The sequence below is a fragment of the Streptomyces sp. NPDC001851 genome (genome assembly GCF_040297165.1).
Taxonomy (GTDB): domain Bacteria; phylum Actinomycetota; class Actinomycetes; order Streptomycetales; family Streptomycetaceae; genus Streptomyces.
Window position 1 is genome coordinate 89,388 of the sequence record NZ_JBEOYR010000006.1, and the last position, 17,253, is coordinate 106,640.

Consider the following 17,253-nt stretch of genomic DNA (forward strand, 5'->3'; position numbering starts at 1 on the left):
CCATGACCTACCGCGTCTGCTTCGTGTGCACCGGCAACATCTGCCGCTCCCCGATGGCCGAATCCGTCTTCCGCGCCCGCGTGGCGGAGTCCGGCCTCAACGACCGGGTGGAGGTCGACAGCGCCGGCACCGGCGGCTGGCACGAGGGCGAACCCGCCGACCCCAGAACCGTCTCGGTCCTCGAAGAGCACGGCTACGACAGTGATCACGTCGCCCGCCAGTTCCAGCCGTCGTGGTTCTCCCGCCTCGATCTCGTGATCGCTCTAGACACCGGCCACCTCAAGGCCCTGCGCCGCCTCGCGCCCACCGAGGAGGACGCGCACAAGATCCGCCTCCTGCGCTCGTACGACTCCGCCGCGGGCGACGACCTCGACGTACCGGATCCGTACTACGGCCAGCGGAACGGCTTCGAGGAGTGTCTTGAGATGGTGGAGACGGCGAGCGTCGGCCTGCTCGCCGCCGTACGCGAGCAGCTGGAAGGACGAGCCGCATGAGCGACACCGCCGAGGACCGGGGTCGTTGCGGCGACGGCACGCGCGCGGTACGCGCCGGACTGCCCGAGCCGGTCAAGCACGAGCCGACCCTTCCCGGACCGGTGTTCGCGGCACACTTCCACCTGCCCGGCGAGGTGACGGGCCCGTACGCGTACGGCCGTGACGACAACCCGACCTGGACGCTCCTGGAGCGGGCCATCGGCGAGCTGGAGGCACCCGGGCGGGATGGCGCCGAGACCCTGGTCTTCGCCTCCGGCATGGCGGCGACCTCCTCCGTGCTGTTCTCCCAGCTGCGCGCGGGGGACGCGGTCGTACTGCCCTCCGACGGCTATCAGGTGCTGCCGCTGGTCCGCGCCCAGCTGGAGGCGTACGGCATCGAGGTACGCACCGCACCCACCGGCGGCGACGCCCAGCTGGAGGCCCTCGACGGAGCCCGGCTGCTGTGGATCGAGTCCCCGGCGAACCCGGGGCTCGACGTGTGCGACATCCGGCGGCTGGTGGCGGCGGCCCACGCGCAGGGCGCCCTGGTGGCCGTCGACAACACCCTCGCCACCCCGCTCGGCCAGCGCCCGCTGGAGCTCGGCGCCGACTTCTCCGTGGCCAGTGGCACCAAGCAGCTCACCGGCCACGGCGACGTGCTGCTGGGCTACGTCACCGGCCGCGACGCCGAGGCGATGGCCGCCGTACGGCGCTGGCGCAAGATCGCCGGGGCGATCTGCGGGCCCATGGAGGCCTGGCTCGCGCACCGGTCCATCGCGACGCTCCAGCTGCGCGTCGAACGGCAGAACGCCACCGCCCTCGCGGTCGCCAAGGTCCTCAAGGAACGGCCCGAGGTGTCACACCTGCGCTATCCCGGGCTGCCCGACGACCCCTCGCACAAGATCGCCTCGGGTCAGATGCGCCGTTACGGCTGCGTGGTCTCCTTCACGCTGCCCACACGCGCGCGTGCCGAGCGTTTCCTTCAGGCCCTGCACCTCGTCGAGGACGCGACGAGCTTCGGGGGCGTGCGTTCCACCGCCGAGCGCCGCCGTCGCTGGGGCGGGGACGACGTCCCGGAGGGGTTCATCCGGATGTCCGTGGGCGCCGAGGATCCCGAGGACCTGATCGCCGACCTGTTGCGTGCCCTGGACGAGTCCGCCGAGTGAACCCGTCCCCTTCCGCCCGCTGATGTCGCGGGACGGTCCGAGCCTCCCCCCTCGTGGCTCGGACCGTCATCGGTTCCGCATGCGAAGAACCGCGCGCACAAGGCTAGTTGACTCTGTGTCAGTGTCCAATCACGCTAGCGACAGAGACCTATCGACTTATTTATAGTTGGGGCCTGCCTGGGGGACCGAGGGAGGGCAGGGATAGGGGAGGGCACACCATGGACCTGGCCTTGCTGCGCACCTTCGTCACGGTGCACCGGGCTGGTTCCTTCACCCGCGCCGCCGCTCTGCTCGGCCTGTCCCAGCCCGCCGTCACCTCTCAGATCCGCACGCTGGAACGACAGCTGGGCAGACCCCTCTTCCTTCGTCAGGCGCGCGGAGTGACCCCGACGACCATCGGTGACGAACTCGCGCACAAGGCCGCACCCCATCTCGACGCCCTGGTGGAGATAGCCGAGAGAGGCCTGGACGACGAGTCCTCGCTCAGAACCCTGCACCTCGCCGGCCCGCCCGAGTTCACCGCCGAGCGTGCCCTGCCCGCCCTGACGGAGCTGACCGGCGACGACGGCCAGGGCTTCGCACTCCGCGCTTCCTTCGGCACGGCGGAGGAAACGCTGGAGGGGCTGGCCGCCGGACACCATGATCTGGCCATCAGCACGGCGCGACCGCGCGGTGCTCTGCTCACCGCGACTCCGCTCTGCGACGAGGAACACGTACTGGTCGCCGCCCCTCGCTGGGTCGAGCGGATCGATGGGGACGCGCTGCGTCTGAAGGGGGCGCCCGCGCTGGAGAATCTCCCCGTCGTCGAGGTCCACGAGTCACTGCCCTTCGTCTCCCGCTACTGGGCCTCCGTCTTCGACTCCCGCCCCGCCGCCTCGGGTACGGTCATCGTCCCTGATTTACGGGCCGTGCTCGCCTGCGCGGCCTCGGGTGCCGGACTCGCGGTGCTGCCCCGCTATCTGTGCGCTGCGGCTCTCGGCGACGGCACGGTCGCAGCCCTGCACGACCCGGTGGTACCGCCGCTGCGCACGTACTTCCTGGTGGTGCGGACCGGGACCCTCGCCATGCCCCATATAGCGCGGGCTCACGAATGGCTTCTGCGGGCGGCCACGAGCTGGTGGTGAGCCCTCGGGCCCAGGGTGCACGTACGGCGGTCGTGCGGTGACGCTTTGCGATGTTTCACGTGGAACCAGCCGGGCCACATTTCTCCCATGACCGTCCGACCCGTGGTCAAGCGCACCGCCCGTGCCGTTCTGCTGGACGGTGACGACCTGATCTTGATCAAGCGCACCAAGCCCGGCGTCGATCCCTACTGGGTCACCCCCGGCGGCGGGGTCGAGCCCGGGGATCCGACCGTCGTGGACGCCCTGCACCGAGAAGTGTCCGAGGAACTCGGCGCCAAGATCACCGACGTGGTCCCGTGTTTTGTTGACACGGTGGAGCACATCGGCGAGGACGGCGGTGCGACCGGCGTGAAGGTGCAGCACTTCTTCGTCTGCCGACTGGAGTCCATGGATCCGGCCCTGCGACACGGCCCCGAAGTGGACGAACCGGCCGGTGAGTACGAGATCGTCCGCGTCCCCTTCACCCGCGTCGGCATCGCCTCCGTCCACCTGGTCCCGCTGTCGCTGCGCCACTATCTGGACGGCAATATCGAGGGCGTACGCGCCATGCACGCCCCCGACCTCGGTTGACGCTCTCAGCTCCCGACCGCAGCATGCCCGTCACCTATCGGGCAGGGCGACCAGCTCATAGGCATCCCACAGATCGCGTCCCGCATAGGAGTGGGTCGCGAGCCCGGCCAGGTGGGCGTCCGCATTGACCGCCACCGAAACCGGTACGGCAGCAAACAGATCCTTGTCGGACATGGAGTCGCCGTACGCCACGCAGTCCGCCCGCGCGACGCCGAACTCCATGCAGAGCCGGTCCGCGATGGTCACCTTGGCCGCAGCGCTGAGCACCCCGGACGGATCGACGGGCTCGGTGAACGGCACGGCCGGGAAGCGGGATCCATACGCCGCATGGGCGCCCCAGTCGAGAAGGCGTTCCACGAAGAAGGACGGCGAGAGCGACACCACCGCGCAGTATTCACCCGCGTTTCTGATCTCCACCCAGACCTCACGGATGCGGGCCAGCCAAGGAGCCCCCGCGAACGCGGCGCTGACGTGTGCCTCGGTCAGATCGGACCACAGGTCGTACACCTGCGCCGCGTACTCCGGCGGACCGATCCGTCCCTCCGCGATCGCGCGGTCCAGTGCCACGGTCTCCGCTTCCAGCCCCAGCTGACGAGAAATCTCCACCGGTGCGGTGCTGCCGTGCAGCAACGTGCCGTCAAGGTCGAAGAGATGAAGTCTCGCCATGGCCGGGAGGCTAACCGGCTGCCGGTGTTTCACGTGAAACACCGGCAGCCGTCCACGGGCTGTGCATAGGGCCACGGCATGGCCAAAAGCACGTGTGTCTGTGTCGAAACGGGTGGACGCCGAGGGCGCCGGTCGGCCAGCCTGACCTGCGTGTCGACTCCTTCCCTCGCCGCTCTGCCCATCCGTCGCCTGACGCTTCGCGATCTCACCGCCTGCGCCGACTTGTCCGAAGACCGGGGGTGGCCACGCGAGGAACACAAATGGGGGTTCCTCCTCGCGGCCGGGAAGGGCTTCGGCATCGACGATCCCCAGGGTGGTCTTGTCGCCGCATGCGTCGTCACGGAGTACGGCTCATGGAACCGCCCGGACCTCGGCGCCATCGGCATGGTTCTGGTGGCCGAACGCCATGCCCGTCAGGGCGTCGGACGCCGCCTGATGCGTCATGTCGTCTCCACCATGGGGACCACCCCGCTCACCCTGCACGCCACGCCCAACGGCCGTCCCCTGTACGAGGAGCTGGGTTTCAAGGTGACGGGCCAGGCGGAGATGCTAATGGGCCGCTTCGCTCCCGGCGGGCCGGAATCCGGCGTCCTCACCCGCGCGGCCACCGCCGAGGACCTTCCGGCGATCCTGCGCCTCGACGAGGAGGTCTTCGGCGCCGACCGCACTCCCCTGATCACCCGGCTGCCCGCCTTCGCCGACCAGTTGCGGGTAGCCGAGGAGGACGGCCGGGTCATCGGCTACACGGCCGCGTGGCCCAACATGGACACCCACGTCGTCGGTCCGCTGATCGCCCGGGACACCGAGACCGCCCAGGCTCTCCTCGGCTCGCTGGCGGCCCGTACGGACCGTCCGCTGCGCACCGACATCGACGTGCGCCATGAGGAGTTGCTGGCGTGGGTGAAGGCACGAGGGCTGGCTTCCGTGGCCTTCAACGCGGTGATGACCTACGGCATCACGGAACTCCCGGGGGACTGGACCCGGCGGTTCGCGCCCCTGACCGTGGCCGCGGGCTGAGCCCTCGTACGACGCGTGCCGGCCCCGCCGCGTCGTGCGGCCGGGCCGGCGTTGTCCGTCCGGGGCCGGGTGATCAGACGAGCGCCCGCACGGCTGCGGTGGCGAAGCCGTGGTCCTGCTCCGGCGCACCGCCGCCGACACCGATCGCACCGATCAGCCGGCCGTCCCGGTGGACGGGCACACCGCCCGCGATGAACAGCAGGGGCCGGTCGAGGGCTGTGGGCAGCGTGTGGAACAGGCCGCCGGGCTGAACGGCGTCGACCAGGTCGGCGGTGGGTGCGTTCAGCTGGAGGGCGGTGTATGCCTTACGGGTGCTGGTCTCGCCGGAGATCAGCACGGCCCGGTCGTCCCGGCGGAAGGCGAGCAGATGGCCGCCGGCGTCCAGGACGGTGACGCTGACCGTGACCCCGGCGTCCTCGGCCGCGCGGCGGGCCGTGGCGACGAGCAGTTCGGCGTCCTCGATGGACAGCGGGGCGACGGCGGTGGTGCTCATGGACGTTATCTCCTCGCGTGTTGCGGTGATGGGGGCTTGCCGTACCGGGGGGGTGTCGTCCCCCGGCACGGAGGCCTGCGGATACGAATGGTGAGGCGTCCTGGGGCCCCAGCGGCTCAGTGGTGGACCGGCGTCCGCTGCCCAGCGGGCGTCCCGGAGGCGACCACGGTGCTGCGGGCACCGTCGCGCCGCTCCAGCGCCGCCGAGAGCACAGCGAGTACCAGGGCGGCCGCTGCGAGGGCGGCACCGACCCAGTTGGGGGACGTGTAGCCGAAGCCGGCCGCGATCACGGTGCCGCCGAGCCAGGCGGACAGCGCGTTGCCCAGGTTGAAGGCGCCGATGTTCACGGCCGACGCGAGCGTCGGAGCTCCGTGCGCCTGGTCGAGCACGCGCTTCTGCAGCGGCGGCACGGTCGCGAAGCCCAGCGCGCCGATCAGGGTGATCGTCACGGCAGCCGCGATCTTGTTGTGGGCGGTGAGCGTGAAGAGGGCCAGGACCAGGGCCAGGGCGCCCAGGGAGACGTACAGCATCGGCATCAGGGCGCGGTCGGCGAACCTGCCGCCGAGGAGGTTGCCGCCGACCATGCCGAGGCCGAACAGGACCAGCAGCCAGGTGACCGAGCCGTCGGCGAAGCCGGTGACGTGGGTCATCATCGGCGCGATGTAGGTGATGGCCGCGAAGACGCCGCCGAAGCCGAGGACGGTCATCGCCATGGCCAGCAGGACCTGGGCGTTCTTGAACGCGGCCAGTTCGTGCCGCAGGTGCACGCCCTCCGGCCGCGGCATCTCGGGCACCAGCTTGGCGACGCCGGCGAGACCGATGACTCCGAGGACGGCGACGAGGCCGAAGGTGACGCGCCAGCCGACGTGCTGGCCGATGAGCGTGCCCAGCGGAACGCCCACGACATTGGCGACGGTCAGGCCGGTGAACATCATGGCGATGGCGCCGGCCTTCTTGTGGGGCGCCACCAGCTCGGCCGCCACAACCGAGCCGATGCCGAAGAAGGCACCGTGCGCGAGCGAGGCGATCACGCGTCCGATCAGCATGATCGCGAAGGCGGGTGCCACGGCGGAGAGCAGGTTCCCGACGATGAAGAGAACCATCAGCAGCATCAGCATCCGCTTGCGCGCGACCTTGGTGCCGAGCACGGTCATCAGCGGGGCGCCGATGACCACGCCGAGCGCGTAGCCCGTGACCAGCAGGCCCGCCGTAGGGATGGAGACCCCGAAGTCGCCCGCGGCCTGGGGCAGCAAGCCCATGATCACAAACTCGGTCGTTCCGATTCCGAAGGCCCCGATCGCGAGGGCCAGAAGCGCGAGAGGCATGAAGGGTTACACCTTCCAAACGATTGCAGGAGCGCTTTGCGTGCGTCCACAATAGTTGCAGACGCCCGTTAATTGCAAACGCGCACTATTGCAGGCTTGCTCTACTCTTGTTTGCAGCCGCTCCGGGACGGAGGAAACGCCATGACAGCGACGGACCCCGCGCTCACCGCCCTCGCGCAGGGCTGGTGCGCCCTCTCTGCGCTGCACGGAAGGATCGAGGCGCACATCGAGCGCGCCCTGCAGGCACGGCACGACCTGAGCGTGCGCGAGTACTCCCTGCTCGATGTGCTGAGCCGCCAGCACGACGGCGATGGCGGCCATCTGCAGATGAAGCAGGTCGCCGACGCGGTCGTGCTCAGCCAGAGCGCCACCACACGCCTGGTGACCCGGCTGGAGGACCGCGGCCTGCTGGAGCGCTACCTCTGCCCCACCGACCGGCGCGGTATCTACACCAACGTCACCGAGGCGGGCCTGCGGCTGCTGGAGGAGGCGCGGCCGACCAATGACGCCGCCCTCCGGGAGGCTCTGGACGAGGCCTCCAGGAACCCCGAACTGGCCCCGCTGGTGCGGGTCGTGGAGTCCCTGAAGGTACCGGCACAGGGCGCGGGCGCGGGAGCCCCTTCCCGCTGATCGAACAGGTGATCCACCCTCTCGCTCAGGGCCTGGCGGAGATCGCTCAGGGCCTAGCGGAGACCGCGCCACCCCTCCGGGTCCACTCCACCGGGAATCGGCGCCTCGGGGTCGTAGGGCTGCCGTGTGAACACGAACGAGCCGAGGTCGAGGTGGCTCACGGCCCCATCCGGGCGGCGTACGGGCCGTAGCAGCTCGCCGGCGAAGTAACCCTCCAGGCCCGTCCAGGTGCCGTCCCCGTTCGAGCGGAAGCGAGCGCGCCGGCCGCTGCCGGTCAGCGGGCCGAGCGCGAGCAGACCGTCAGCAGTCACCCGCAGGCCGAAGGCGTTGGTCCCCCAGTACCACTGCCCCGCCAGCTCCAGGACCGCCGGGTCGACCTCGCGCAGCGGCCGCCAGGGTTCCGGGATCCGCGGCTCCGCCTCGGCGACGATCCGGACGAGATCCGCGGCGACCGCTTGGAGCAGCGGTCCACTCGTGCAGTTGGCGAGCACCACTGCCGCCACGTCGTCCTCCACGCTGAGGGTGAGGTTCGCCAGGAAGCCCGGCAGTGAACCGGAGTGCCCCACCAGCAGCCGGCCGTCGCGGCGCTGGATCTGCAGACCGAGGCCATAGGTGGCCCCGTCCAGCACGTCGGCGGCCTCGGCGGGCGCCGCAGGCGTACGCATCTCCCGCACCGACTCCGCACTCAGTACCCGGTCGTCCCCCGCGGCCAGAAACGCGGCGAACCGCGCCAGATCTCCCGTGGTCGACCACAGCTGACCGGCCGGAGCCATCCTGCCCAGGTCCTCCAGCGGCTCCGGCAGCATCGCGTCCGCCCACGGATGCACGGCCCAGCCGCCGGCGTGCGGTGCCTCGGGCCGCGTGCCGGTGCGGTGCAGACCGAGAGGTTCGAGGATCTCGCTGCGCAGCACTTCCTCCCAGGGAGCACCGCGCAGCTCCTCCACCAGCGCGCCGAGCAGCGTGTAGCCGGGGTTGGAGTAGTGGTGCCGTCGGCCGACGGGGTGCAGCAGGGGCTGCTCGCCCAGCACATCGGCCAGTTCCGGGCGGAGGGTGCCCGGGGTCCGCTCCCACCAGGGGGCGGGTGACTCGGCCGCCAGTCCCGCGGTGTGCGCGAGCAGGTCCGCGATCGTCGCCTCGCCCGCGCCGGTGCCCGGAAGATGCTTCTCCAGGAGATCACCGAGGTCGAGCAGGCCCTCGTCGCGCAGCCGCATCACCAGGACGGCCGTGAAGGTCTTGGTGATGGAGCCGATCCGGTACTGCACATTCTCGTCCGGACCGTGGCCGTCCACCGAGGTTCGCGCTCCGTGCCACACGGCCCGGCCGTCCCGCACGACGGCCGCGACCAGCGAGGGCGACCGTCCCTCGGCCTGCGCGACGGCGATCCGGTGCAGCAGGGCTCGCCGGGTCGTGGGCAGCAGCAGCTCTTCCTGGGGTGTCGTCATGGCCCCAGTCCACCCCGTGGAACAACGGCCGTCGAGTTCATTTCGCGGACGGCGTCCGAGGAGCACGCGCTCGGACCGGCTGATCGTCCGAGCGCCCGGGCTCACCCGGTCGGGCGATCACGTCTGGGCCATGTCCACGAAGCGGGAGTAGTGGCCCTGGAAGGCGACCGTGATCGTGGCGGTGGGGCCGTTTCGGTGCTTGGCCACGATCAGGTCGGCCTCGCCCGCGCGCGGGGACTCCTTCTCGTACGCGTCCTCACGGTGCAGCAGGATGACCATGTCGGCGTCCTGCTCGATGGAGCCCGACTCACGCAGGTCGGAGACCATCGGCTTCTTGTCGGTGCGCTGCTCGGGGCCACGGTTGAGCTGCGAGAGCGCGATGACCGGGATCTCCAGCTCCTTGGCGAGCAGCTTGAGGTTACGGGACATGTCCGAGACCTCCTGCTGCCGGCTCTCGGCGCGCTTGGAGCCGCCGGACTGCATCAGCTGGAGGTAGTCGATGACGACCAGCTTCAGGTCGTTGCGCTGCTTCAGGCGCCGGCACTTGGCCCTGATCTCCATCATCGACAGGTTGGGCGAGTCGTCGATGTAGAGCGGTGCGGCCGACACGTCCGGCATGCGGCGGGCGAGCCTGGTCCAGTCCTCGTCGGTCATCGTGCCGGACCGCATGTGGTGCAGGGCGACCCGGGCCTCGGCGGAGAGCAGACGCATCGCGATCTCGTTGCGGCCCATTTCGAGCGAGAAGATGACGCTCGGCAGGTTGTGCTTGATCGAGGCGGCCCGCGCGAAGTCCAGCGCGAGTGTCGACTTACCCATGGCGGGACGAGCCGCGATGACGATCATCTGGCCCGGGTGCAGACCGTTCGTCAGCGAGTCGAAGTCGGTGAAGCCGGTCGGCACACCGGTCATCTCACCGCTGCGCGAGCCGATCGCCTCGATCTCGTCGAGGGCGCCTTCCATGATGTCGCCGAGCGGGAGATAGTCCTCGCTGGTGCGCTGCTCGGTGACGGCGTAGATCTCGGCCTGGGCGCGGTTGACGATCTCGTCCACGTCGCCGTCGGCCGCGTATCCCATCTGTGTGATGCGCGTACCGGCTTCGACCAGGCGGCGCAGCACGGCCCGCTCATGGACGATCTCCGCGTAGTACTCGGCGTTGGCCGCCGTCGGTACGGTCTGGACGAGGCTGTGCAGATAGGCGGCCCCGCCGACCTTGTTGATCTCGCCGCGCTTGGTGAGCTCGGCTGCGATGGTGATCGGGTCGGCCGGCTCGCCCTTGGCGTAGACGTCCAGGATCGCCTGGTAGATCGTCTCGTGTGCGGGCTTGTAGAAGTCGTGGCCCTTGAGGATCTCGACGACGTCGGCGATGGCGTCCTTCGACAGCAGCATGCCGCCCAGTACCGACTGCTCGGCGTCGAGGTCCTGTGGCGGCACGCGCTCGAAGGAGGAGCCCCCGCCGTCCCAGGAGTCGTTCTCCCGGCCCCTGTCGTGCTGTTCCTCGCGGCTGCGGCCGCCGTCACTGCGTCGCCGGGAGGCCGGCAGACGATCACTGGGTCCGGCATCGGCCCACGGATCGTCCAAGGGCTCGGAAATGCTCACCGAGCCACCTCCTCCCCGTCCGCAGGGCGGACCTCGCCGTGTCCTCTTTTGTACGGCACGGCACTGACAAATGAGAGGCCCAACTCCGGTTCTGGCGCGTCGGGTTTGTGACGATTCCAGGGCCGAGGGAAGGACGCTTCCCGGGCCTGGGGAAGGAGTGGGCGCCGGACCACGGTAGGCCTGTCGGCAGCGTCAGCCAATCTGGTTATCCACAGGCCATGTGGACGACGGCCCGTATGCTGTGGAGAACTCGCCGAAACCTGTGCACGACCCGGTGGACAGCCCTGTGAACAAGCCCTCCCTCGCACCCATCAGACCGCACTGACCTGCACCTTTACCGTCCACCGGCTGTGCAGAAGAAAAACTTCCCCAGTCGGACCAAGATCCGGTCGAACGGTGCGCCGAAGCACACACCCGGAGAGCAGAAGTAAGGGGCACTAGGGAGTTGTATCACTTACCTGTGGACGATTAGATTAGTGCCCATGACACAGGCTCCCGCGATACCCAAGGTCACCCGTCGGCGGCACGACCGAGAGATCGTCGCGCTGGCCGTCCCGGCCTTCGGCGCGCTCGTCGCCGAGCCTCTCTTCGTCATGGCGGACAGTGCCATCGTCGGCCATCTCGGGACCGCACAGCTCGCCGGCCTCGGCGTTGCCGCGGCACTCCTCACCACCGCGGTGAGCGTCTTCGTCTTCCTCGCTTACGCGACCACCGCCGCCGTGGCCCGGCGCGTCGGCGCCGGCGATCTGCAGGCGGCCATTCGCCAGGGCATGGACGGCATCTGGCTGGCGCTGCTGCTCGGCACCGCCGTCATCGCCGTCGTACTTCCGCTGGCACCCGGCATCGTGGACCTCTTCGGCGCCTCCACAACCGCGGCGCCTTACGCCACGACGTATCTGCGCGTCTCCTCACTGGGCATCCCCGCCATGCTCATCGTCCTCGCCGCCACGGGAGTACTCCGCGGACTGCAGGACACCAGGACCCCGCTCCGCGTCGCCGGCGCGGGCTTCGTCGCCAACGGCGCGCTCAATGCAGGACTCGTTTACGGCGCCGGGCTCGGCATCGCCGGTTCGGCCTGGGGCACGGTGATCGCTCAGTTCGGTATGGCAACCGTCTATCTGACCGTGGTCGTCCGCGGGGCCCGTCGGCACAAGGCATCGCTTCGCCCGGATGCCGCCGGCATCCGGGCCTCGGCTCAGGCAGGCGTTCCGCTCCTGGTCCGCACGCTGTCCCTGCGGGCGATCCTGATGATCGCCACGGCGGTCGCAGCTCATCTCGGCGACGCCGATATCGCTGCCCACCAGATCATCCTGTCCCTGTGGAGTCTGCTGGCCTTCGCTCTCGACGCCATTGCGATCGCGGGTCAGGCCATCATCGGCCGCTACCTCGGCGCGGACGACGCGCAAGGAGCACGTGACGCCTGCCGCCGCATGGTCCAGTGGGGCATCGCTACCGGGGTGATTCTCGGCCTGCTCGTGGTGGCCGCCCGGCCGCTCTTCCTGCCCCTGTTCACCAACGACTCGGTGGTCAAGGACACTGCACTGCCCGCGCTGCTGATGGTGGCGCTTTCGCAACCCGTCTGCGGAATCGTCTTCGTGCTGGACGGGGTACTGATGGGCGCGGGTGACGGACCGTACCTGGCGTGGGCGATGATCGTCACGCTAGCGGTGTTCGCTCCCCTCGCGCTGCTCGTCCCCACACTCGGCGGCGGCCTCACCGCACTGTGGGCTGCGATGACACTCATGATGGCCATTCGCATGCTGACCCTGTGGCTGCGCACCCGCTCGGGTCGCTGGGTCGTCACGGGAGCCACTCGCTGACCGTTTCACGTGAAACAAGCCGGCTGCCGTGTTTCACGTGAAACACCCGTTCTTCTCCACGCTGTGCCGGTGCTATTCCAACCCAGCACATGCGAAAGGGGCCGCGCCGGTGATGGCGCGGCCCCTTTCAGAGCTGCTCAATCAAGCAGAGCGCAGCGATCAGGCCGCGACGACCTCGATGTTGACCTTGGCGGCCACCTCGGGGTGCAGACGCACGGACGTCTCGTGGGCGCCCAGAGTCTTGATCGGGGCGGACAGCTCGATGCGGCGCTTGTCGACCTCGGGGCCACCGGAAGCCTTGATCGCGGACGCGATGTCGGCCGGGGTGACGGAACCGAAGAGACGACCGGCGTCGCCGGAGCGGACGGCCAGGCGGACCTTGACGCCCTCAAGCTGGGCCTTCACAGCGTTGGCCTGCTCGATGGTCTGGATCTCGTGGATCTTGCGAGCGCGACGGATCTGCTCGACGTCCTTCTCGCCACCCTTGGTCCAGCGGATAGCGAACTTCCGCGGGATCAGGTAGTTGCGAGCGTAACCGTCCTTGACGTCGACGACGTCGCCAGCGGCACCGAGGCCGGAGACCTCGTGGGTGAGGATGATCTTCATGAGTCGGTCACCCTTCCCTTAGCGCGCGGTGGACGTGTAGGGCAGCAGCGCCATCTCACGGCTGTTCTTCACGGCCGTGGCGACGTCACGCTGGTGCTGCGTGCAGTTGCCGGTCACGCGGCGGGCACGGATCTTGCCGCGGTCGGAAATGAACTTCCGCAGCATGTTCGTGTCCTTGTAGTCCACGTACGTGACCTTGTCCTTGCAGAAAGCGCAGACCTTCTTCTTCGGCTTGCGCACAGGCGGCTTCGCCATGGTGTTTCTCCTGTGTGATCAAGAAGTTGGGGTACGACCCACCCTTGGTCCGAGGACCTAGAAGGGGGGCTCGTCCGAGTAGCCGCCACCGCCGCCGGAGCCTCCGCCCCAGCCGCCGCCGCCCTGGTTGCCACCGGCGGGAGCGCCGGTCGCCCACGGGTCGTCAGCCGGAGCGCCGCCGCCCTGCTGGCCGCCGCCGGAGCTTCCGCCCCAGCCGCCGCCACCCTGGTTGCCACCGCCGCCGTAACCGCCCTGGCCACCGCGAGCGCCACCGGCGGTCTTGGTGACCTTGGCCGTGGCGTTGCGCAGGCTGGGGCCGACTTCCTCGACGTCCAGCTCGTAGACCGTGCGCTTGACGCCCTCACGGTCCTCGTACGACCGCTGCTTCAGCCGGCCCTGCACGATGACGCGCATGCCTCGCTGGAGCGACTCGGCGACGTTCTCCGCCGCCTGACGCCAGACCGAGCAGGTCAGGAAGAGGCTCTCGCCGTCCTTCCACTCGTTCGTCTGGCGGTCGAAGGTGCGGGGAGTGGACGCGACGCGGAACTTCGCGACCGCCGCACCGGACGGGGTGAAGCGCAGCTCGGGGTCGTCGACAAGATTGCCGATGACCGTGATGACGGTCTCGCCTGCCATGGGGGAACCTCTCGGCGGGTTTGCTGCTGGCTGCTTGCTGCTACTCGAATCCCGAGATCAGCTGAGCGGGAGAGCTCAGTGGGTCTCGGGACGGAGGACCTTGGTCCGGAGGACCGACTCGTTCAGGTTCATCTGGCGGTCGAGCTCCTTGACGACCGCAGGCTCGGCCTGCAGGTCGATGACCGAGTAGATGCCCTCGGGCTTCTTCTTGATCTCGTAGGCGAGACGACGACGGCCCCAGGTGTCGACCTTCTCAACCTTGCCGCCACCGTCACGGACGACGGACAGGAAGTTCTCGATCAGCGGGGAGACAGCACGCTCCTCGAGATCGGGGTCGAGGATGACCATCACCTCGTAGTGACGCATGTGGAACCCACCTCCTTTGGACTCAGCGGCCACGGTCGTTCCGTGGCAGGAGGGTTGTGATGCGTACGCAACGGTATCGGCCGCCACTGACAATCGGGGGCCTTGAGGGATCCCTGCAGTGTTACCTGGGCAGGCGTGGGCAGACACCAATGCAGACGGTACAGACTACCCGCACACCCGCTTCCGGTTGAAATCCGGGCGTGCAGACCGTCACCCTGTACACGTCGGGTGTGTACGGCGCTACTATGCGCCGCCTTCCGCAGGAGGTGCCCATGGCACAGACATTGCATCCCAACGTCGCCGGTTCCCTCTTCGCCACGGACGGCAAGGCTCGTCCGCTTCAGGACACCCTGATGGCGGTGACCTTCGTCCTCGGCGTGCTGTCCTTCGTCACGTCCTTCTTCCACGGCCTCCACCTGCTCAGCTCCTGGACAGGTCTGGTGGGCCTTGCCGTCGGCATCTACGGGCAGTGGATCTCGGTGACCACTCGGGAGCGCTTCGTTCTGATCCTGGGTCTCGGCGCTGCGGGAGTGGGTTTCCTGATCAGCATGGCGCACGGTGGACTGTTCGGCGGGCTCATCGGCAGCTGACCGCCGGACGCCGTCCGACACGCCTTTTCGAACACCGCGGACCGCCCCGGCCGCCCGTCCGACCGGGGTTAAGGCCCATACGCCCAGTCGGGGCGTTCGCAAGGCGCAGTAGGCTTCGGCGCTAGAGCCGGAGCCCCTGTACCCATGGGGACACACCAGCCCGAGGAGCGCCCCGACATGAGCCTGACCCTGAGGACCATCAGCCGCGAGCAGCATCTGGCCTACATCCAGAGCCTGCCGGCGGCGAGCCACATGCAGGTCCCGGCCTGGGCCGATGTGAAGGCGGAGTGGCGTTCGGAGAACCTCGGCTGGTTCGACGACCGCACCGGCGAGATGGTCGGTGCCGGCCTGGTCCTCTACCGCCAGCTGCCCAAGATCAAGCGCTACCTCGCCTATCTCCCCGAGGGCCCGGTCATCAACTGGTTCGCGCCCAACCTGGACGACTGGATCCAGCCGATGCTGGCGCATCTGAAGCAGCAGGGCGCCTTCTCGGTGAAGATGGGGCCGCCGGTGATCATCCGGCGCTGGAACGCCGAGACGATCAAGAAGGGCATCCAGGACCAGGACGTCAAGCGGCTGCGCGACCTGGAGGCCGACTTCATCGAGCCGCGTGCCTTCGAGGTGGCGGACAAGCTGCGCCGCATGGGCTGGCAGCAGGGCGAGGACGGCGGCGCCGGTTTCGGTGACGTCCAGCCGCGCTACGTCTACCAGGTGCCGTTGGCCAACCGCTCCCTGGAAGAGGTCCACAAGAACTTCAACCAGCTGTGGCGGCGCAACATCAAGAAGGCCGAGAAGGCCGGCGTCGAGGTCGTACAGGGCGGCTACCAGGACCTGGCAGAGTGGCAGCGGCTGTACGAGATCACGGCGGTGCGCGACCACTTCCGGCCCCGCCCGCTGTCGTACTTCCAGCGCATGTGGACGGCCCTCAACACCGAGGACCCCAACCGTATGCGGCTGTACTTCGCCCGCCACAACGGTGTGAACCTGTCCGCGGCGACGATGCTGATCGTCGGTGGCCACGTCTGGTACTCCTACGGCGCCTCCGACAACATCGGCCGTGAGGTCCGGCCCTCGAACGCGATGCAGTGGCGGATGCTGCGCGACGCCTACGCGCTCGGCGCCACCGTCTACGACCTGCGGGGCATCTCCGACTCGCTGGACGAGACGGACCACCTCTTCGGTCTGATCCAGTTCAAGGTGGGCACCGGCGGGCAGGCCGCCGAGTACCTCGGCGAGTGGGACTTCCCGCTGAACAAGCTGCTGCACAAGGCGCTCGACATCTACATGTCGCGCCGCTGAGCCGCGGGCGTTTGATTCCATAGGCTTCACAGCCTGCACACCTCTGATCCACCGCAGCCACGAGAAAGGTTCCGGGTCCGGCCATGGCGCTCACGCTCTACGTCGACACCGCGCGCTGGCGGGCGCACCACAAGCACGTGCACGAGCAGTTCCCTGGGCTGGTCCCGGTCTGCAAGGGCAACGGCTACGGCTTCGGGCACGAACGGCTGGCGGAGGAGGCGACGCGGCTGGGCGCGGACCTGCTCGCGGTCGGCACGACGTACGAGGCCGCACGCATCAAGGACTTCTTCAGCGGTGACCTGCTGGTGCTGACGCCGTACCGGCGTGGCGAGGAGCCCGTGCCGCTGCCCGACCGGGTGGTGCGCTCGGTGTCGTCGGTCGACGGTGTGTACGGTCTCGTCGGCGCGCGGGTGGTCATCGAGGTGATGTCGTCGATGAAGCGCCACGGCATCAGCGAGCAGGACCTGCCCCAGCTGCACCAGGCCATCGAGAACGTCCGGCTGGAGGGCTTCGCCATCCATCTGCCGCTGGACCGCACCGACGGCTCGGACGCGGTCGAGGAGGTCATCGGCTGGATGGACCGGCTGCGCGCGGCCCGGCTGCCGCTGCACACGATGTTCGTCAGCCACCTCAAGGCCGATGAACTGGCCCGGCTGCAGCAGCAGTTCCCGCAGACACGGTTCCGCGCCCGCATCGGCACGCGGCTGTGGCTGGGGGACCACGAGGCGACCGAGTACCGCGGCGCCGTCCTGGACGTCACGCGTGTGGCCAAGGGCGACCGGTTCGGCTACCGGCAGCAGAAGGCGGCCTCCGACGGCTACCTGGTGGTCGTGGCGGGCGGTACGTCGCACGGCGTGGGCCTGGAGGCCCCGAAGGCCCTGCACGGCGTCATGCCGCGCGCCAAGGGCGTCGCACGGGCCGGCCTCGCCACGGTCAACCGGAACCTTTCTCCGTTCGTCTGGGGCGGCAAGCAGCGCTGGTTCGCCGAGCCGCCGCACATGCAGGTGTCGATCCTGTTCGTCCCGTCGGACGCTCCGGAGCCGAAGGTCGGTGACGAGCTGGTGGCCCATCTTCGGCACACCACCACGCAGTTCGACCGGCTCGTGGACCGCTGAGCCGGCCAGGACGGCAGAAGGCCGTACACGCAGTGCGCGTGTACGGCCTCCTTCATGGCCTTCT

The 17,253-nt window shown here is 69.1% G+C and carries 19 protein-coding genes; 10 read left to right on the forward strand and 9 right to left on the reverse strand.

The window, feature by feature from the left end; genetic code table 11:
* Positions 1-2: 2 nt before the first annotated feature.
* The 4 genes from ABT171_RS10430 (at position 3) to ABT171_RS10445 (ending at position 3,333) form a co-directional block, all read left to right on the forward strand.
* The gene (locus ABT171_RS10430; RefSeq protein WP_351241929.1) at positions 3-494 is read left to right on the forward strand and encodes a low molecular weight protein-tyrosine-phosphatase; all 492 of its coding nucleotides are present in this window, start codon (positions 3-5) and stop codon (positions 492-494) included.
* On the forward strand, positions 491-1,639 hold the full coding sequence (locus tag ABT171_RS10435) for a cystathionine gamma-lyase (RefSeq protein ID WP_351241931.1): 1,149 nt from the start codon (positions 491-493) through the stop codon (positions 1,637-1,639). Before ABT171_RS10430 ends, ABT171_RS10435 begins: the two co-directional genes overlap by 4 nt.
* 218 nt (positions 1,640-1,857) lie before the next feature.
* Positions 1,858-2,763: a LysR family transcriptional regulator gene (locus tag ABT171_RS10440; protein ID WP_351241933.1), complete on the forward strand. Its 906-nt coding sequence runs from the start codon at positions 1,858-1,860 to the stop codon at positions 2,761-2,763.
* Between the two features lie 87 nt (positions 2,764-2,850).
* Positions 2,851-3,333: an NUDIX domain-containing protein gene (locus ABT171_RS10445; RefSeq protein ID WP_076089889.1), complete on the forward strand. Its 483-nt coding sequence runs from the start codon at positions 2,851-2,853 to the stop codon at positions 3,331-3,333.
* A 30-nt stretch (positions 3,334-3,363) separates the two neighbouring features.
* Here the strand turns inward: ABT171_RS10445 and ABT171_RS10450 are convergent, their stop codons facing one another.
* Positions 3,364-3,999: an HAD family hydrolase gene (locus tag ABT171_RS10450; protein WP_351241935.1), complete on the reverse strand. Its 636-nt coding sequence runs from the start codon at positions 3,997-3,999 to the stop codon at positions 3,364-3,366.
* A gap of 150 nt (positions 4,000-4,149) precedes the next feature.
* On the opposite strand from ABT171_RS10450, the gene ABT171_RS10455 reads away from it, so the two are divergent.
* Complete coding sequence (locus ABT171_RS10455) at positions 4,150-5,016, forward strand: GNAT family N-acetyltransferase (RefSeq protein WP_351241937.1); 867 nt, start codon at positions 4,150-4,152, stop codon at positions 5,014-5,016.
* Between the two features lie 73 nt (positions 5,017-5,089).
* Here ABT171_RS10455 and ABT171_RS10460 read toward each other — a convergent pair whose 3' ends face one another.
* Both ABT171_RS10460 and ABT171_RS10465 read right to left on the reverse strand, forming a co-directional pair.
* The gene (locus ABT171_RS10460; RefSeq protein WP_351241939.1) at positions 5,090-5,509 is read right to left on the reverse strand and encodes a GlcG/HbpS family heme-binding protein; all 420 of its coding nucleotides are present in this window, start codon (positions 5,507-5,509) and stop codon (positions 5,090-5,092) included.
* Between the two features lie 116 nt (positions 5,510-5,625).
* Entirely contained in the window at positions 5,626-6,834 is a 1,209-nt protein-coding gene (locus ABT171_RS10465; RefSeq protein ID WP_351241941.1) for an MFS transporter, read from the reverse strand.
* A 141-nt stretch (positions 6,835-6,975) separates the two neighbouring features.
* Here ABT171_RS10465 and ABT171_RS10470 point away from each other — a divergent pair, with 141 nt between their 5' ends.
* Entirely contained in the window at positions 6,976-7,464 is a 489-nt protein-coding gene (locus ABT171_RS10470) for a MarR family winged helix-turn-helix transcriptional regulator (RefSeq protein ID WP_351241943.1), read from the forward strand.
* Between the two features lie 53 nt (positions 7,465-7,517).
* Here the strand turns inward: ABT171_RS10470 and ABT171_RS10475 are convergent, their stop codons facing one another.
* Entirely contained in the window at positions 7,518-8,906 is a 1,389-nt protein-coding gene (locus tag ABT171_RS10475; RefSeq protein ID WP_351241945.1) for a serine hydrolase domain-containing protein, read from the reverse strand.
* 117 nt (positions 8,907-9,023) lie between these two features.
* The gene (gene dnaB, locus ABT171_RS10480; RefSeq protein WP_351241947.1) at positions 9,024-10,502 is read right to left on the reverse strand and encodes a replicative DNA helicase; all 1,479 of its coding nucleotides are present in this window, start codon (positions 10,500-10,502) and stop codon (positions 9,024-9,026) included.
* 482 nt (positions 10,503-10,984) lie between these two features.
* Here dnaB and ABT171_RS10485 point away from each other — a divergent pair, with 482 nt between their 5' ends.
* A complete protein-coding gene (locus ABT171_RS10485) occupies positions 10,985-12,322 on the forward strand; it encodes an MATE family efflux transporter (RefSeq protein ID WP_351241949.1) in 1,338 nt (445 codons plus the stop codon).
* A gap of 159 nt (positions 12,323-12,481) precedes the next feature.
* Here the strand turns inward: ABT171_RS10485 and rplI are convergent, their stop codons facing one another.
* The 4 genes from rplI to rpsF form a co-directional block, all read right to left on the reverse strand.
* The gene (gene rplI / locus ABT171_RS10490) at positions 12,482-12,928 is read right to left on the reverse strand and encodes a 50S ribosomal protein L9 (RefSeq protein ID WP_067000461.1); all 447 of its coding nucleotides are present in this window, start codon (positions 12,926-12,928) and stop codon (positions 12,482-12,484) included.
* A gap of 18 nt (positions 12,929-12,946) precedes the next feature.
* Positions 12,947-13,183: a 30S ribosomal protein S18 gene (gene rpsR, locus ABT171_RS10495; RefSeq protein ID WP_003949403.1), complete on the reverse strand. Its 237-nt coding sequence runs from the start codon at positions 13,181-13,183 to the stop codon at positions 12,947-12,949.
* 57 nt (positions 13,184-13,240) lie between these two features.
* Complete coding sequence (locus ABT171_RS10500; protein ID WP_351241952.1) at positions 13,241-13,819, reverse strand: single-stranded DNA-binding protein; 579 nt, start codon at positions 13,817-13,819, stop codon at positions 13,241-13,243.
* Positions 13,820-13,894: 75 nt separating this feature from the next.
* Positions 13,895-14,185, reverse strand: coding sequence for a 30S ribosomal protein S6 (gene rpsF, locus ABT171_RS10505; RefSeq protein ID WP_014673750.1), 291 nt, complete (start codon positions 14,183-14,185; stop codon positions 13,895-13,897).
* Between the two features lie 272 nt (positions 14,186-14,457).
* Between rpsF and ABT171_RS10510 the strand changes: the two genes are divergently transcribed.
* From ABT171_RS10510 to ABT171_RS10520, 3 genes are all read left to right on the forward strand, one after another.
* Positions 14,458-14,775: a hypothetical protein gene (locus tag ABT171_RS10510; RefSeq protein ID WP_351242341.1), complete on the forward strand. Its 318-nt coding sequence runs from the start codon at positions 14,458-14,460 to the stop codon at positions 14,773-14,775.
* A gap of 177 nt (positions 14,776-14,952) precedes the next feature.
* Entirely contained in the window at positions 14,953-16,074 is a 1,122-nt protein-coding gene (femX, locus tag ABT171_RS10515) for a peptidoglycan bridge formation glycyltransferase FemX (RefSeq protein WP_069779853.1), read from the forward strand.
* Between the two features lie 83 nt (positions 16,075-16,157).
* Positions 16,158-17,189 (forward strand): alanine racemase, encoded by a 1,032-nt coding sequence (locus ABT171_RS10520; RefSeq protein ID WP_351241955.1) that lies wholly within the window; start codon positions 16,158-16,160, stop codon positions 17,187-17,189.
* The last annotated feature ends 64 nt before the right edge of the window (positions 17,190-17,253 follow it).

Excerpts from the sequence above, each read along its gene's own strand:
- femX (WP_069779853.1), top strand. The coding sequence starts at position 14,953 with ATGAGCCTGACCCTGAGGACCATCAGCCGCGAGCAGCATCTGGCCTAC.
- rpsR (WP_003949403.1), bottom strand. The coding sequence starts at position 13,183 with ATGGCGAAGCCGCCTGTGCGCAAGCCGAAGAAGAAGGTCTGCGCTTTC.
- rplI (WP_067000461.1), bottom strand. The coding sequence starts at position 12,928 with ATGAAGATCATCCTCACCCACGAGGTCTCCGGCCTCGGTGCCGCTGGC.
- ABT171_RS10510 (WP_351242341.1), top strand. The coding sequence starts at position 14,458 with ATGGCACAGACATTGCATCCCAACGTCGCCGGTTCCCTCTTCGCCACG.
- ABT171_RS10470 (WP_351241943.1), top strand. The coding sequence starts at position 6,976 with ATGACAGCGACGGACCCCGCGCTCACCGCCCTCGCGCAGGGCTGGTGC.
- ABT171_RS10450 (WP_351241935.1), bottom strand. The coding sequence starts at position 3,999 with ATGGCGAGACTTCATCTCTTCGACCTTGACGGCACGTTGCTGCACGGC.
- ABT171_RS10485 (WP_351241949.1), top strand. The coding sequence starts at position 10,985 with ATGACACAGGCTCCCGCGATACCCAAGGTCACCCGTCGGCGGCACGAC.
- ABT171_RS10475 (WP_351241945.1), bottom strand. The coding sequence starts at position 8,906 with ATGACGACACCCCAGGAAGAGCTGCTGCTGCCCACGACCCGGCGAGCC.
- ABT171_RS10460 (WP_351241939.1), bottom strand. The coding sequence starts at position 5,509 with ATGAGCACCACCGCCGTCGCCCCGCTGTCCATCGAGGACGCCGAACTG.
- ABT171_RS10440 (WP_351241933.1), top strand. The coding sequence starts at position 1,858 with ATGGACCTGGCCTTGCTGCGCACCTTCGTCACGGTGCACCGGGCTGGT.
- rpsF (WP_014673750.1), bottom strand. The coding sequence starts at position 14,185 with ATGCGTCACTACGAGGTGATGGTCATCCTCGACCCCGATCTCGAGGAG.
- ABT171_RS10465 (WP_351241941.1), bottom strand. The coding sequence starts at position 6,834 with ATGCCTCTCGCGCTTCTGGCCCTCGCGATCGGGGCCTTCGGAATCGGA.
- ABT171_RS10430 (WP_351241929.1), top strand. The coding sequence starts at position 3 with ATGACCTACCGCGTCTGCTTCGTGTGCACCGGCAACATCTGCCGCTCC.
- ABT171_RS10520 (WP_351241955.1), top strand. The coding sequence starts at position 16,158 with ATGGCGCTCACGCTCTACGTCGACACCGCGCGCTGGCGGGCGCACCAC.
- ABT171_RS10435 (WP_351241931.1), top strand. The coding sequence starts at position 491 with ATGAGCGACACCGCCGAGGACCGGGGTCGTTGCGGCGACGGCACGCGC.
- ABT171_RS10500 (WP_351241952.1), bottom strand. The coding sequence starts at position 13,819 with ATGGCAGGCGAGACCGTCATCACGGTCATCGGCAATCTTGTCGACGAC.
- ABT171_RS10445 (WP_076089889.1), top strand. The coding sequence starts at position 2,851 with ATGACCGTCCGACCCGTGGTCAAGCGCACCGCCCGTGCCGTTCTGCTG.